Consider the following 16,020-nt stretch of genomic DNA (forward strand, 5'->3'; position numbering starts at 1 on the left):
CCGGCGCGCCCGCACGCAGTTGCATGGACGACCTGCTCTCCTGACGTGATGCCTGTGCCCGCCGTGTTGCCGCGGCGCACGGCGGTGTTGCCGTGCCGGCACGGCGAAGGGTTGGTCATGCGGTTGCGATTATTGAAAACGCTGTGGTACGCGCCATCGTTGGCGCTGGTGTGGGGGCCTGCCTGCACTGTGCAGGCGCAGGATGCGGCATTGACCCTGGGCAAGGTGCAGGTGAGCGCGCAGACCCAGCGCAGCCCGAGCACGGCACGCGTGCTGAGTTCGGTGGATGTGATCGGTGGCGAGCTGCTGCACGATCAACACGTGGACTACAGCTGGGAGCTGTTGATGCGTGCGCCGGGCGTGCAGGTCACCCAGTTCCGCATGGGCACCGATGCGGGGCGGTTCTCGTTCCGTGGTTTCAATGGCGAGGGGCGCATCAATGCGGTGAAGCTGCTGATCGACGGCATCCCCAGCAACGACAATGCCGGCGGCATGCCATATCTGGATGCGGTGTTTGCGCAGGACATCAGCGCGATCGAGATCGTGCGCGGCACCAACGATGCACGCTACGGTCTGCATGCGATCGCCGGCAGCGTGGATGTGCTGACCCGTACCGGCGGCAACGATGGCCGCCTGAGCGTGACGGCGGGCAGTTTCGGTGCGCGCGAGGTGCAGTTGGGCAAGGGCTTCGAACATGGCGCATGGAGCCAGAACTATGTGTTGGCCTGGCGCGATTCCGATGGTTATCGCGAGCACGCCGACGCGCGCAAACGCAGTGTGGCCGGCAAGTGGTTCTATACCGACCCCGATGGCGGCTTCCGTGCCGGGCTCACCACGCGTTACTACGACAATCACGCGCTGGAAGCCGGTTATCTGGATGCGGCCAGCGCACGCGCGGCGCCAGGCAGTTCGCCGGCGTATGCGCAGGACGATCGCAGCGAACGCCAGCTGCGGCAGACCGCGTTGCACGCGGACGGCACGCTGGGCGCCGCTGCGCAGTGGAGCGCCAAGGCCTACCAGAACGATTACCGCAATCGGCGCTGGGTACGCTTTTCCGCAGCCGGCCTGCAGCAGGAACGCGATACCGATGAAACCCATCGCGGCCTGCTGTTGCGCGGCAACTGGCAGCCGGATTGCGGCGCGCTGGCGGCCAATCTGGAAGCCGGCGTGGATGCGCAGTGGCAGGACAACCAGTCGCAGCGCTACCGCACCGTGGCACGGGTGCGCGGCGCGCAATTGCGCGATTGGGATTACGACCTGCGCACGCGCGGGGCCTACGTACAGGCGGTGCTGACCCCGGTCGAGCGGCTGCAGCTGGTGCCGGGCTATCGCATCGACCGTGTCGATGGGCAGCTGCACGATGTGCGTGCCGGCATTTACGCACCGACGTACGACTACGGCACCATCAAGCAGCCCAAGTTCAGTGCCAGCTACCGGCTGGCCGGGCAAAGCAGCGTGTACGCGAACTGGGGGCGCAGCTTCCAGATCGGCAGCGGCGATGGCGCGTATCGGCGCCAGCCGGCAAATCTCGGCCCGTCGATCAACGACGGCTGGGAGGCCGGTTTCAAGTTCGCGCCATCGGCGCTGATGGACGGCCGCCTGGCGTATTGGGAGCAACGCGCTTCCGGCGAAGTCGCCACCATCCTGGGCGTCAATGGCGTGCCCGGTGTCGGCGATGTGGCCAATGTCGGGCGCACGCTGCGGCGCGGCTGGGATGCGCAACTGAACCTGCAGCCGGCCGAGCACTGGCGGGCCTGGATGTCGTATTCGCGGCAGAAGGCCAGCATTGCCACGCCGGACCCGAGTGCGCCGACCACGCGCGGCAAGGAGATCGAAAACGTGCCGCACTGGCTGGCCACCGCCGGGCTGGAATGGCAGCTCACCGCGGCGGTGCAGCTGAGCGCCTGGGGCAATGCGCAAGGCGATTATTATCTGGAGCGCAGCAATACGCTGGGGCGCACCGGTGGTTACGCCCTGCTCAATCTGGGCGCGCGCTGGAATCTGGACGCACGCAACGCGCTCAGCCTGCAGCTGCGCAATGTCACCGATCGCGCGTACGTGTATGCGTGGTACGACACCGGTAGTTCCGGCTATTCGCCGGGCGATGGACGTGCGTTGTCGCTGTCCTGGGACTGGAGCTTCTGATGCGCGCAATCATGGGCGATGGCCGCGTCACCGATCCGCGCCGGGATGGCCGCTGGCGCTTTTATCGCGCGGTGTGGCGCTGGCACTTCTATGCCGGTTTGCTGGTGCTGCCCTTCATCGTCTGGCTGGCGCTGACAGGTGCGGCGTTCCTGTACCAGGATACGATCGACCGCAGCGTGCACCATGGCTTGAAGGTCGTGCCGGTGGGCGAGCGGCGGGTGTCGGCGCAACGCCTGGTCGATGCGGCGCAGCGCAGGGTCGGCGGCAGCTTGTTTCGTTACACCACGCCCGCACGCGCCGATGCCAGTGCCGAGATTGGGCTGGTCGACACGCACGCTGTGCGGCAGGTGGTGTATGTCGACCCGTATCGCGCACGCGTGCTCGGCGTGCTGCCCGAGCACGGCACCCTGGCCTGGACGATCCGCCGGCTGCACAGTCTCGAGTTGATCGGGCCGTTTGCGCGCGGCTTGATCGAAATGGCGGCGGGCTGGGCGATCGTGCTGGTGCTGACTGGTGTGTATCTGTGGTGGCCGCGTGGGCGCCGCGGCGGGGTGGTCAGCGTGCGCGGCACGCCGGGGCAGCGGCTGTTCTGGCGCGATCTGCATGCGGTCACCGGTGCCGGCGTCGGTGCGGTATTGCTGTTCCTGGCGCTGACCGGGATGCCGTGGTCGTGGCTGTGGGGCGCGCAGGTCAATCGCTGGGTCAATGGGCAGGACTTCGGATATCCGGCCGGTGTGCGGGTGCAGCTGCCGATGTCGCAACAGCGCTTGTCCGAGACGACCGATCCGGCGTGGTCGTTGCGGCAGGCGCGTGTGCCGGAGTCAGCGGTGCCTGGGCGTGGAGCCGCGGGGGGGGATGAGGGTCTGCATGACGGGCGGGTGGGTGTGACGCTGTCGGGTGCGGAACATTCGGAACATTCGGAACACGCGGAACACGCGGAACAGCCAAGCCGGTCAGAACATGCGGTGCAGTCGGAACATGCCGCACACGGCGGCACCGGCAACGTCGCTGCGCCCGGTCACGGTGCCATCGGGCTGGATGCGGCGATGGCGCGGTTCGATGCGCTCGGCATCGTGCCGGGCTACAGCGTCTCGCCACCGCGTGGCGCCACCGGGGTGTATACCGCCTCGGTCTATCCGGCCGACCTGCAGCGCCAGCGCGTGATCCATCTGGATCAGTACAGCGGTGCGGTGCTGCTGGACATGCGCTACCGCGATTACGGGCCACTGGCGCGCGCGCTGGAATGGGGCATCAACGTGCATCTGGGCCAGCAATACGGCACTGCCAATCAGGTGATCCTGTTGCTGGCCTGCGCGGCGATCGTGCTGCTGTGCGTGAGCGCGGCGGTGATGTGGTGGAAGCGTCGCCCGGTCGGCGGCCTGGGCGTGCCGCCGTTGCCGGCCGATCCGCGCACGCTGCGCGGTCTGCTGGCGCTGCTGGTGATCTGCGGGCTGATCTTCCCGCTGGTCGGGGTGTCGTTGTTGCTGATGTGGCTGTTCGACCGCTACTGGATGCAGCGCAGTCAGGCACGTGTTCCCGCGGCATGAGTACGTGCGCGTCACCTCAATGCGCTGCGGACGCGCCGAGTCAGGGATGCGCTTGGCGGTGTGCCCACCGGCAAACTCGACGCGTAGTGGTGCAGGCAAGCTTCGTAACGAGCGCGCGCTGCGCCGCGCTCAGATGTCCTCGTGGATGCCGCATTCGCGCTTCAACCCGAAGAAGCGCGTGTCCTCCTCGCGCATGCCCGGTTCCCAGCGGCGTGTGGTGTGGAAGTCGCCGATGGACACGTAGCCTTGTTCCCATAGCGGGTGGTAGGGCAGGTCGTGCGCCTGCAGGTATTGCCACACGTCGCGGTCGGTCCAGTCGGCGATCGGGCTGACCTTGTAGCGCTCACCGCGCTTCTGCACGATCGGCGTCTGCGCGCGGCCACCGGACTGGCTGCGGCGCAGGCCGGTGAACCAGGTGCCTACGTTGAGCTCGTCCAATGCGCGGCGCATCGGCTCGACCTTGCGCAGGTTGTTGTACTGGTCGATGCCGACCATGCCCTGTTCCCACAGGCGGCCGTGGCGCGCCTCCATCCAGGCGCGGCTGACCAGCGGGCGGTAGACCTTGAGGTTGAGCTTGAGCCGGTCGGCCAGCGCGTCGGCAAACCGGTAGGTTTCCGGGAACAGGTAACCGGTATCGATCAGGATCACCGGAATGTCCGGGCGCTGCTGGGTGAGCAGATGCAGCGTGACCGCCGACTGCGCGCCGAAGCTGGACGACAGTGCCGCCTCCTGCGGGCCGTGTTGCAGTGCCCAGGCCACGCGCTCGTCGGCGCGCAGGCCTTCCAGCTGCGCGTTGAGCGCGTCCAGGTCGTCCAGCGCGGACGCAGTGATCGATGCAGCGGGCAGCGCGGTCATGCGAGCAATTCCAGGTCGAGGTGACGGTGTGTGGGGTAGGGCGGCAGCGCGATCAGGCCGCTGCGATGCAGGAAATCGCCGAAGCCTTCGTCGCCGGCCTGATCGCGTTCTGCCGCATAGCGCGCCAGCAGCGGTTCCAGTGCGGCGAGAATGTCCGCTTCGGTGATGTTTTCGCGGTACAGCGTGTTCAGGCGCTGGCCGCGGCGGTCGCCGCCCAGCATCAGGTTGTAGCGGCCGGGCGCCTTGCCCACCAACGCGATCTCGGCCAGATACGGGCGCGAGCAGCCATTCGGGCAGCCGGACAGGCGCAGCACGATCGGGGTGTCGGCCAGCCCGTGTTGCTCCAGCACCGGCTGCAGGGCCGCGCTGAAGTCGGGCAGGTAGCGTTCGGCCTCGGCCATCGCCAGCCCGCAGGTCGGCAGCGACACGCAGGCCATTGCGCCGCGTGCCAGCGCGGTGGGCGCGCGATTGCCGGCATCCAGGCCGTACTGCGCGACCAGGGCATCGACGCGCGCTCGCTCGCTGGCCAGCACGCCGGCGATGACCAGGTTCTGGTTGGGTGTCATGCGGAACTGGCCGACGTTCAATTGCGCAATCGCGCGCAGGCCGCTTAGATGCGCAGCGGTGTCGGTATCGGCGATGCGCCCGGCAGGCAGGGCCAGGGTCAGATGCGACAGACCATCGTCGCCCTCGACCCAACCGTAGCGATCGCCGTTGTGCTCGAACGCGAACTGCCTGGCGGGTTGCAACGCAAAGCCGGCACGGCGTTCGATCTCGGCCACGATGGTGTCCAGGCCGTGATCGTCGATGGTGTACTTGAAGCGCGCGCGCTTGCGCACCGCACGGTTGCCGAAGTCGCGCTGGGTGGTGACCACGGCGGTGGCCACCTCCAGCAACTGATCGCGGGTGACGAACCCGACGACATTGGCCACACGCGGCCAGGTTTCCGCATCGCCATGGCTGGCGCCCATGCCGCCGCCGATGCTGACGTTATAGCCCAGCAACTCGCCGTCGTGCAGGATCGCGATGAAGCCCAGGTCGTTGGCGAACACGTCCACATCGTTGAGCGGCGGCGCGGCGAAACCGATCTTGAACTTGCGCGGCAGATAACGGTCGCCGTAGATCGGCTCTTCTTCGTTGCCGGAGCCGGACACGCGCTCTTCGTCCAGCCAGATCTCGTAATACGCACGGGTGTTGGGCAACAGATGCTCGGACACCCGCGCGGCATCGGCATACAACGTGGCATGCGCCTGCGACAGCAGCGGATTGGCGGCGACCTGCACATTGCGATTGACATCGCCGCAGGCGGCCAGCGTATCGATCAAGGTGGCATTGATCGCCTGCATGGTCGCCTTGAGCTCGCGCTTGATCACGCCATGGAACTGGAACGCCTGGCGCGTGGTGATGCGCAGCGAATGATTGGCGTACCGCGTGGCGATGCCATCCAGCGCCAGCCACTGCGTGGGCGAGATCACCCCACCCGGCGTACGGGTGCGGATCATGAACTGGTACGCCGGTTCGAGCTTCTGCCGACGCCGCTCATCGCGGATGTCGCGATCGTCCTGCTGGTAGCTGCCGTGGTACTTGATCAGAGTCTGATCATCCTCGCGCAACGCACCGGTCACCGCATCGGCCAGGCTCTGTTCCAGCGACCCGCGCAGACGGCGACTTTCGGATTTGATGTCTTCGACGGAGTGGCTCATGACGGGATTCGGCATTCGTGATTGGGGATTGGCAAAAACAAACAAGCAGCAGCACGACAACAACCAGACCCGGGGAACCCGCAGTTACGAATCCCCAATCCCCAATCCCGATTCCCGGCACTAATAGACATCACGCGCATACCGCCCCTCCACCTGCAGACGGGTGAGATACGCCGCGGCGGCTTCTGCATCCACGGCGCCGTGGGTGGCGACGATGTCGAGCAGGGCGGCGTGCACGTCCTTGCCCATGCCGATGGCGCCGCACACGTACAGATGCGCACCGCCTTGCAGCCAGGCGTAGACCTCGGCGCCGCGTGCGCGCAGGCGATGTTGCACGTAGATCTTTTCGGCCTGGTCGCGCGAGAACGCGACTTCCAGCGCGTGCAGTTCGCCGCGTTGCAAGGCCTGTTGCCATTCGGCCTGATACAGGAAATCGGTATTGAAATGCTGCGCGCCGAAGAACAGCCAGTTGCGGCCCTTGGCGCCGGTTTCGGCGCGTTCCTGGACGAAGCCGCGGAACGGCGCCACGCCGGTGCCCGGGCCGATCATCAGGATGTCGCGATCGGTATCGGCCGGCAGCCGGAAGCGCGCATTCGGCTCGATGTAGACCGGTGCGGTATCGCCTTCGCGCAATGCGGCCAGAAAGCCGCTGGCCGAGCCCAGATGCGCATGCCCGTGCGCCTGGTAGGTGAGTTCGTCCACCACCAGGTGCACTTCCTCGTCCACGCGCTTGCGGCTGGAGGCGATCGAGTACAGGCGCGGGGTGAGCGGGCGCAGCGCGGCCAGCAGGCCTGCATGGTCCCAATCCGCCGGCCAGCGTCGCAGCACGTCGATCAACTGGTGATCGGCAAGCAATGACGCCAGGCCGGCGGTCTGGGTCGGGGCGAGCAGCGCTTGCAGCTCGTCGGCGCGCGCACGCTCGGCATGGGCGGCCAGCAGCGGCCGCGACAGCTTGGTCAATTCGCGCCGGGTGGCCAGCCACTCGTGCAGGGCCAGAGTCTCTTCGCCGACGGTGACCGCGGCATGACCGTCCAGGCGCAGCGTTTCGAGCACCGCATCGACCAGCGCAGGCGGATTGCGATGGCGGATGCCCAGCGCATCGCCGGGCTCGTAGCTCAGCCCGCTGCCTTCCAGCGAAAATTCCAGATGGCGCACGCGCTTGCTCGGCAAGGCGTAGACGCGGAACTGCGGGCCCTTGAAGTCGCGCCCGCTGACGATCTGGTTGGCCAGCACTTCGGCGGGGAAGGGCTGCTGATGCGACCACACCGGTGCGGCTGCACTGCTGCGCAACGGCGTGATGGTGGCCGATGGCGGGCCGCTCCTGAGCTGCTCGCGTGCATGCTTGAGCGCCTGCGTGCGCCAGGGTGCAGCGACGCTGTCGATATCCAGATCGGCTTCGCCGCGTGGCTGCACGCGGCTGCCGCCAAGTTCGGCCAGGCGATCGTCGATGCCGCGTGCGATGCCGCAGAAATCGGCGTAACTGGAGTCGCCCAGGCCGAGCACCGCGTACTTGAGCTCGGGCAGCTTGGGCGCGCGGCGGCTGGCCAGGAATTCCACCAGCCCGATCGCGTCGTCCGGCGGGTCGCCTTCGCCCTGGGTGCTGATGACCACGTAGAGCAGTCGCTCGCTTGCCAGCTCGCGGGTGGGGTACTGATCGGCACGCAGCAGACGCACGCTCAGGCCGGCGGCCTCGGCCTCAGCTGCCAGCTGCTCGGCCTCCCGGCGTGCATTGCCGGTCTGGCTGCCGTACAGCACGGTCAGGCGCTGGCTTTCCTGTGCCGGCGCGTGCGGCTGGCCGCCTGGCAACACCGCCAGCGAGCGCGGCGGCTGGCCTTGTGCCAGCCCGGCGGTGTAGCCGGACAGCCACCACAGCGATGCGGCATCCAGGCCGTCGACCAACCGTTCCAGCAGCGCCTTGCGCTCGTCGGGCAAGGGGCTGGGCGGAAGCGCGGAACTGGCGGCGGTCATTCGGATCCAGGGCGGTTGATGAGACCAGCGATGTTAGGGAAGCGTTGCCGTGGCCAGAAAGGATGAGCCGTTATCGCGTTATGCCGGCCGCTTATTTGGGTGTGGGCGGCCCGCGCCACACACTGCGGCGCCTTGCCCTACCATCGGCTGGTCTGCCCGCCGACGCCCACGACACCTTGATGACTCTGCTGCCCCTGTCACACCTGGATCGGCTCGAGGCCGAAAGCATCCACATCCTGCGCGAGGTCGCCGCCGAATTCCGGGCCCCGGTGATGCTGTATTCGGTGGGCAAGGACAGCTCGGTGCTGCTGCATCTGCTGCTCAAGGCGTTCGCGCCGTCGCCGCCACCGATCCCGCTGCTGCATGTGGACACGCGCTGGAAGTTCGGCGAGATGATCGCCTTCCGCGACCGCCGCGCGGCCGAGACCGGCGTGGACCTGCGCGTGCACATCAACCCCGACGGCATCGCCCAGGACGTCGGCCCGATCAGCCACGGCGCGGCGGTGCATACCGACATCATGAAGACCCAGGGCCTGAAGCAGGCGCTGGAGCAGGGCGGCTTCGACGCGGCGATCGGCGGGGCGCGCCGCGACGAGGAGAAATCGCGCGCCAAGGAGCGCGTGTTCTCGTTCCGCAACGCGCGTCATCGCTGGGACCCCAAGAACCAGCGCCCGGAATTGTGGAATCTGTACAACGCGCGCACCAAACCCGGCGAAAGCGTGCGCGTGTTTCCGCTGTCCAACTGGACCGAGCTGGATATCTGGCTGTACATCTACCGCGAACGGATACCGGTGGTGCCGCTGTATTTCGCCGCGCCGCGCCCGGTGGTGCAGCGCGACGGTGCCTGGATCATGGTCGACGACCACCGCCTGCCATTGCACGACGGCGAGACGCCGCAACTGCGCTCGGTGCGCTTCCGCACGCTGGGCTGCTATCCGCTCACCGGCGCGATCGAATCGACTGCAGACACGCTGGAAGCGGTGATCGCCGAAATGCTGGTCAGCACCAGCTCCGAACGCCAGGGCCGCATGATCGATCATGCGCCAGGCGCGTCGATGGAGCAGAAGAAGCTTGAGGGGTATTTTTGATGGGCAGGGAATCGGGATTCGGGATTGGGGATTCGCAACAGCGGTTCGCCGTGGACGGAACGGAGGAAGCAGCTGCCTTTGCCAATCCCCAATCCCCACTCCCCAATCCCGGCGCGATCAGCGCCTATCTGCATCAACACGAAGCCAAGCCGCTGCTGCGCTTCATCACCTGCGGCAGCGTGGACGATGGCAAGAGCACCTTGATCGGGCGCCTGCTGTACGACAGCAAGCGGCTGTTCGACGATCAGCTTGCCGCACTGGAGAGCGATAGCCGGCGGCACGGCACGCAGGGCGAGGGTATCGACTATGCGTTGTTGATGGATGGGCTGGCCGCCGAGCGCGAGCAGGGCATCACCATCGATGTGGCGTACCGCTATTTCGATACCGACCAGCGCAAGTTCATCGTCGCCGACTGCCCCGGACATGAGCAGTACACGCGCAACATGGCCACAGGCGCATCCACTGCCGATGTTGCGGTGGTGCTGGTGGACGCGCGCAAGGGCTTGCTGGCGCAGACGCGCCGGCACAGTTACATCGTGTCGTTGCTTGGCATCGGCCACGTGGTGCTGGCGGTCAACAAGATGGACCTGGTGGACTACGACGCGCAGGTCTTCGCCGACATCGCCGAGGGCTACCGCGCGCTGGCCGCGCAGCTGGGCATCGCCGATGTGCAATGCATTCCGTTGTCGGCCCTGGCTGGCGAAAATCTGTCCAGCCCATCGGCGCGGATGCCGTGGTACCGCGGCCCGCATCTGCTGCAGCATCTCGACACCGTGCACGTGGAGACGCCGGAAGCCGGCAGCGGCTTCCGCTTGCCGGTGCAGTGGGTCAATCGCCCCCATCAGCACTTCCGTGGCTACGCCGGCACCATCGCGGCCGGGCAGGTGCGGGTGGGCGATGCCGTGGTGGTGGTGCCGTCCGGGCGCCGCACGCAGGTGGCATCGGTGCTGGATGCCAACGGCCAGGTGGACAGCGCACGCGCCGGCCAGGCGGTCACGCTGACCTTGCGCGAGGAGATCGATATCAGCCGCGGCGACATCATTGCCGCCGTCGACGATCCGCCGGAAGTGGCCGACCAGTTCGCCGCGCATCTGCTGTGGATGGACGATGCCGCCTTGCTGCCGGGGCGCCCGTACTGGCTCAAGATCGGCACGCGCACGGTCACTGCGAGCATCAGCGAGATCAAGCACAAGGTCGATGTGAACACGCAGGAGCGGCTGGCCGCCAAGCGGCTGGAGCTCAATGAGGTGGGCTACTGCAATCTGGCGCTGGACGAGCCGATCGCGTTCTCGCCGTATGCACGCAACCGCGTGCTGGGCGGCTTCATCCTGATCGACAGGCAGAGCAATGCCACCGTGGCCGCCGGCACGTTGGAGTTTGCGCTACGCCGCGCCGGCAACGTGCACTGGCAGCATCTGGACGTGGACCGCGCCGCGCGCGCGCGCATCAAGGGCCAGACCCCGCGCGTGCTGTGGTTCACCGGCCTGTCGGGCGCGGGCAAGTCCACCGTCGCCAACCTGGTCGACAAGCGCCTGCATGCGCTGGGCTATCACACCTTCATCCTGGACGGCGACAACGTGCGCCACGGGCTCAACCGCGACCTGGGCTTCACCGACGAAGACCGCGTGGAGAACATTCGTCGCGTGGCCGAGGTGGCGCGGCTGATGGCCGATGCCGGCCTGATCGTGCTGGTGAGCTTCATCTCGCCGTTCCGCGCCGAGCGGCAGCTGGCGCGCGAGCGCTTCGATGCCTGGGAGTTCGTCGAGGTGTTCGTGGACGTGCCGCTGGCGGTCGCCGAAGCGCGCGATGTGAAGGGGCTGTACCGCAAGGCGCGGGCCGGGCAGATTCCCAATTTCACCGGCATCGATTCGCCCTACGAGGCGCCGGAGGCGCCGGAGGTCCATCTTCACGCCGATGGTGAGAACGTAGAGGCGCTGGCGCGTCATGTGCTCGAGTTTCTCGGGCTGGAACGCTGAGCGGGGCTGACAGGACATAGCGGCAGGCGTCAGGTGGGTGTGGGCAACGCGAAGCCGTCATGCATGAATGCGTGCATGCAGCGGCCGAGCGGTGGCCGCGTCCGTCCGGCATCCACGCCGTCGTGTCGGTGGCTGCGCTGGCCAGCGCATCGCGCCGACGACAGCAAGGGTCTTTGGTCATGGTGCAAAGCACGCCCTTTCTGTCAACTCCATGGCGGCTAGGTCGTTAAACTTTCGACGTACCCCGCCAGGATGTTCTGATGCTTGTTCGACCCAGCGCGCGTTTCGGCGCAGCGCTCTTGTTGGCCGTCGCGCTGGCCGGTTGTAGCCGTGAGGCCGCCGCGCCGGCCGCCGCCAAACCCATCCCGGTCTCTGTGCAGGCGGTGACCACTCAGCCCTGGAACTCGACCGTGCAGTCGATCGCCACCGTGCGTGCGCGCGAATCGGTGGCGCTGACCGCGGCGGTGAGCGATGTGGTGGAGCAGGTCAATTTCGACAGCGGCGACGAGGTCAAGGCCGGGCAGCTGCTGCTGCGGCTGCGCGGCAATTCGCAGCAGGCGGCACTGACGGCCGCGCAGGCCACCTTCGAGGAAACCGATCAGCTGTACCGGCGCCAGTTGAGTCTGGTTGGCCAGCAACTGGTGGCCAAATCCACTGTCGATACGCAACGCGCGCTGCGCGATGCAGCGCAGGCACGCGTGCAGCAGATGCGCGCGGAGATCACCGACCGCGAGGTGCGCGCGCCGTTCTCCGGTGTGCTCGGCATCCGCCAGATCAGCCCGGGCTCGTTGATCACCTCCAGCACGGTGATCGCCACGCTGGACGATGTGGCGCGCATGTACGTGGACTTCCAGGTGCCCGAGTCGCAGTTCGGCCTGGTGCAGCTCGGCAATACCGTCAATGGCACCGCGGCGGCGTATCCGGGGGAGCAGTTCGAAGGCGTGGTGGCGGCGATCGATTCGCGCATCGACGAGACCACACGCTCGGTGACGGTGCGGGCCGACTTCCCCAACGGCGACCGCCGGCTGCGTCCGGGCATGTTGCTGGATGTGCGCCTGTTCCAGCCGGCGCGGCAGGCGGTGGTGATCCCGGAGATTGCGGTGGTGCAGGTGGGGCGCGAGTCCTACGTGTTCCGGGTCAAGCCCGACAGCAGCGTGGAGCGCGCCGACGTGCGCCTGGGCGAGCGCCGCGACGGCAAGGTGGAAATTCTCGACGGGGTCAAGGCCGGTGAGCGCATCGTGGTCGACGGCACCGGCAAGCTGCGTCCGGGCCTGAAGGTGGTCGATCAGGCCGCGCCTGCATCTGCAGCGGCGCGCCCGCAGGCAGCACGATGAAACTCTCCGACCTGTCCATTACCCGCCCGGTGATGGCGGTGGTGATGAGCCTGCTGCTGATCGTGCTGGGGGTGATGTCGTTCACCCGGCTGACCTTGCGCGAGTTGCCGGCGATCGACCCGCCGATCGTGTCGGTGGACGTGGAATACACCGGCGCCTCGGCGGCGGTGGTGGAAAGCCGCATCACCCAGGTGCTGGAAGACGCGCTGGCCGGCATCGAAGGCATCGAGACCATCGAGGCGCGCAGCCGCAACGGCTCTTCCGATATCAGTATCGAATTCGTGCAGTCGCGTGATGTGGAAGCCGCCGCCAACGACGTGCGCGATGCGGTCAGCCGCGTCTCCGACCGCATGCCCGACCAGGCGCGCCCGCCGGAGATTTCCAAGGTCGAGGCCGACGCCGACCCCATCCTGTGGCTCAACATGAGCTCCAGCACGATGGATACGCTGCAGCTGTCCGACTACGCCGAGCGCTATGTGGTGGACCGCTTCTCCAGCCTGGACGGCGTGGCGCAGGTGCGTATCGGCGGGCGCCAGCGCTATGCGATGCGGATCTGGCTGGACCGCGATCAACTGGCCGCGCGCGAACTGACCGTGGCCGACGTGGAAGCGGCGCTGCAGAACGAGAACGTGGAACTGCCGGCCGGCAGCATCGAATCGGCGCAGCGCGATTTCACCTTGCGCGTGGAGCGCAGTTATCTCAAGCCCGAGGACTTCGCCAAGCTGCCGCTCAGCAAGGGCGAGGGCGGCTATGTGGTGCGCCTGGGCGACGTGGCCAGGGTCGAGCTGACCTCGGCCGAGCGCCGCGCCTACTTCCAGAGCAACGGCGTGCCCAATGTGGGCCTGGGCATCGTGCGCAACTCCACTGCCAACGCGCTGGACGTTGCACGCGAGGCGCGCGCGCAGGCCGAGGAAGTGCAGAAATCGCTGCCGCAGGGCACCAACATCTTCGTCGCCTTCGACACCACGACCTTCATCGATGCGGCGGTGGAGCGCGTGTATCACACGCTGATCGAAGCGGTGGTGCTGGTGCTGGTGGTGATCTGGGTGTTTCTGGGCAGCGCACGCGCGGCGCTGATTCCTGCGGTGACGGTGCCGGTGTGCCTGATCGCCGCATTCATCGCGCTGTACGCGTTCGATTTTTCGATCAACCTGCTGACCTTGCTCGCGCTGGTGCTGTGTATCGGCCTGGTGGTGGACGATGCCATCGTGGTGGTGGAGAACATCCAGCGCCGCATCGACCTGGGCGAGCCGCCACTGGTGGCGGCCAAGCGCGGTACCGGCCAGGTCGCCTTCGCGGTGATCGCCACCACCGCGGTGCTGGTGGCGGTGTTCCTGCCGGTGGGCTTTCTGGAAGGCAATACCGGGCGCCTGTTCCGCGAGCTGGCGGTGGCATTGGCCGCGGCGGTGGCGATCTCGGCCTTCGTGGCGCTGACGCTGACGCCGATGATGTCGTCCAAGCTGTTGCGCTCGCACGGGCAGGCCAGGCCCAACCGCTTCCATCGCTGGTTCGATGGCCGCATGCAGGCCGTGTCCGGGGCGTACGGGCGCTCGCTGGAGCGGCATGTGCATCGCACCTGGATCTTCGCGCTGCTGATGCTGTTGGCACTGGGTGCCAGCGCGTGGTTGATGGGGCGGATTCCCTCCGAGCTGGCGCCAGCCGAGGACCGCGGCAATTTCCAGATCATGATCGACGGGCCCGAAGGCGCCGGCTTCGATTACACCGTGGGGCAGATGCATCAGGTCGAGGCAATCCTTGGCCCCTACGTGGGCCCGGACAAGCCCATCGTGCGGGCCAACCCGCGCGTGCCCGGCGGCTTCGGCAGCAGCGAGGAAATGCACACCGGCCGGGTCAGCGTGTTCCTGCAGGACTGGGAAAAACGCACGCGCCCGACCACCGAAGTGGCCGACGAACTGCAGCAGAAGCTCAACGTGCTCAGCGGCGTGCGCGCACGCACGCAGGTGAGCGGCGGCCTGGTGCGCAGCCGCGGCCAGCCGTTCCAGCTGGTGCTGGGCGGGCCGGATTATGCGGAGATCGCGCAGTGGCGCGATCGCATCCTGCAGCGCATGGAAGCCAATCCCGGCCTGGTCGGCCCGGACTCGGACTACAAGGAAACCCGCCCACAGATGCGCGTCAACATCGACCGCCTGCGTGCGGCCGATCTGGGCGTGCCGGTCACCGCGATCGGTGGCGCGCTGGAGGCGATGATGGGCTCGCGCCGCGTGACCACGTTCGTGGACAACGGCGAGGAATACGACGTGATGCTGCAGGCCGGCCGCGAAGGCCGCATGGCGCCGGAAGACCTCACCGCCATCCGCGTGCGTTCCACACGTGGCGAGCTGATTCCGCTGTCCAACCTGGTCACGCTCAGCGAAGTGGCCGAAGCCGGCACCCTGAATCGCTTCAACCGCCTGCGTGCGATCACCATCAGTGCCGGCCTGGCGCCTGGCTACCCGCTCGGCGAGGCGATCGCCTGGGCGCAGCAGACCGCACGCGAGGAATTGCCCGAGTATGCGCAGGTGGACTGGAAGGGCGAATCGCGCGAATACCAGCAGTCCGGCAGTGCGGTGCTGCTGACCTTCGGCATGGCCTTGCTGGTGGTGTATCTGGTGCTGGCCGCGCAGTTCGAAAGCTTCGCCCATCCGCTGGTGATCATGCTCACGGTGCCGTTGGCGGTGCTGGGCGCGCTGGTCGGGTTGTGGGTCACCGGCGGCACGCTCAACCTGTTCAGTCAGATCGGCATCGTGATGCTGGTGGGGCTGGCGGCCAAGAACGGCATCCTGATCGTGGAGTTCGCCAATCAGTTGCGCGACGAAGGCCGCAGCGTGCATGAGGCGATCGTGGAATCGGCATCGGTGCGCCTGCGTCCGATCCTGATGACCTCGATCGCCACCGTGGTCGGCGCAATTCCGCTGGTGGTGGCCGGCGGGCCCGGCTCGGCCAGTCGCGCCACGATCGGCGTGGTGGTGATCTTCGGCGTGTCGCTGTCCACCTTGCTGTCGCTGTACGTGGTGCCGGCGTTCTACAGCCTGATTGCGCCATTCACCAAGTCGCCCGAAGCGGTGGCGCGCGAGCTGGAAACCCTGGAGGCGCAGACGCCGTCGGTAGGCGGTCACGCCTGAGTGATACCGGCAGCGGTGCGCTGCTGCCGGTGGTCAATGAGCGGGGATGCTGCGGCATCGGCGTTGATCGCGGCGTTTGCATCTGGCTGCATCGCAAACAAAACCCAAACATCGGGGCGCAGGCTGTGTCCATCGAGCGCGGCAGCGCCAGGCCAGCGCGATCTATGCGACGCCGCAGCGCGGCCGGTTGCCTTTGCGGGCGGCGCGCTCACCGCATCGGTCGTGCAATGACTAAGGTCACATGACAGTCATGCCCGGCTGTGGTCGACTCCCGCAGTTGCC

At 67.2% G+C, this 16,020-nt stretch carries 9 protein-coding genes; 6 read left to right on the forward strand and 3 right to left on the reverse strand.

Features of this window, described 5'->3' with window-relative positions; all coding sequences use genetic code 11:
• Positions 1 to 141: 141 nt before the first annotated feature.
• Entirely contained in the window at positions 142 to 2,145 is a 2,004-nt protein-coding gene (locus GGR73_RS09505) for a TonB-dependent receptor (RefSeq protein WP_184456965.1), read from the forward strand.
• On the forward strand, positions 2,145 to 3,692 hold the full coding sequence (locus tag GGR73_RS09510) for a PepSY-associated TM helix domain-containing protein (protein WP_184456685.1): 1,548 nt from the start codon (positions 2,145 to 2,147) through the stop codon (positions 3,690 to 3,692). The genes GGR73_RS09505 and GGR73_RS09510 overlap by 1 nt, the downstream gene beginning before the upstream one ends.
• A gap of 129 nt (positions 3,693 to 3,821) precedes the next feature.
• Here GGR73_RS09510 and GGR73_RS09515 read toward each other — a convergent pair whose 3' ends face one another.
• The 3 genes from GGR73_RS09515 to GGR73_RS09525 all read right to left on the reverse strand — a co-directional run bounded on the left by GGR73_RS09515 (position 3,822) and on the right by GGR73_RS09525 (position 8,218).
• Entirely contained in the window at positions 3,822 to 4,547 is a 726-nt protein-coding gene (locus GGR73_RS09515; protein WP_024940721.1) for a phosphoadenylyl-sulfate reductase, read from the reverse strand.
• Complete coding sequence (cysI, locus tag GGR73_RS09520) at positions 4,544 to 6,265, reverse strand: assimilatory sulfite reductase (NADPH) hemoprotein subunit (protein ID WP_184379098.1); 1,722 nt, start codon at positions 6,263 to 6,265, stop codon at positions 4,544 to 4,546. Before cysI ends, GGR73_RS09515 begins: the two co-directional genes overlap by 4 nt.
• Positions 6,266 to 6,370: 105 nt before the next feature.
• Positions 6,371 to 8,218: an assimilatory sulfite reductase (NADPH) flavoprotein subunit gene (locus GGR73_RS09525; RefSeq protein WP_184456687.1), complete on the reverse strand. Its 1,848-nt coding sequence runs from the start codon at positions 8,216 to 8,218 to the stop codon at positions 6,371 to 6,373.
• Positions 8,219 to 8,397: 179 nt separating this feature from the next.
• Here GGR73_RS09525 and cysD point away from each other — a divergent pair, with 179 nt between their 5' ends.
• From cysD to GGR73_RS09545, 4 genes are all read left to right on the forward strand, one after another.
• Positions 8,398 to 9,306: a sulfate adenylyltransferase subunit CysD gene (gene cysD, locus GGR73_RS09530; RefSeq protein ID WP_167709535.1), complete on the forward strand. Its 909-nt coding sequence runs from the start codon at positions 8,398 to 8,400 to the stop codon at positions 9,304 to 9,306.
• On the forward strand, positions 9,306 to 11,282 hold the full coding sequence (gene cysN / locus GGR73_RS09535; RefSeq protein ID WP_184456689.1) for a sulfate adenylyltransferase subunit CysN: 1,977 nt from the start codon (positions 9,306 to 9,308) through the stop codon (positions 11,280 to 11,282). The genes cysD and cysN overlap by 1 nt, the downstream gene beginning before the upstream one ends.
• A 260-nt stretch (positions 11,283 to 11,542) precedes the next feature.
• A complete protein-coding gene (locus GGR73_RS09540; protein WP_046344036.1) occupies positions 11,543 to 12,616 on the forward strand; it encodes an efflux RND transporter periplasmic adaptor subunit in 1,074 nt (357 codons plus the stop codon).
• Positions 12,613 to 15,738 carry an efflux RND transporter permease subunit gene (locus GGR73_RS09545; RefSeq protein WP_024940307.1) on the forward strand — a complete coding sequence of 1,042 codons (3,126 nt, stop codon included), beginning with the start codon at positions 12,613 to 12,615 and terminating at the stop codon, positions 15,736 to 15,738. Before GGR73_RS09540 ends, GGR73_RS09545 begins: the two co-directional genes overlap by 4 nt.
• The last annotated feature ends 282 nt before the right edge of the window (positions 15,739 to 16,020 follow it).

Source organism: Xanthomonas sp. F14, assembly GCF_014199865.1.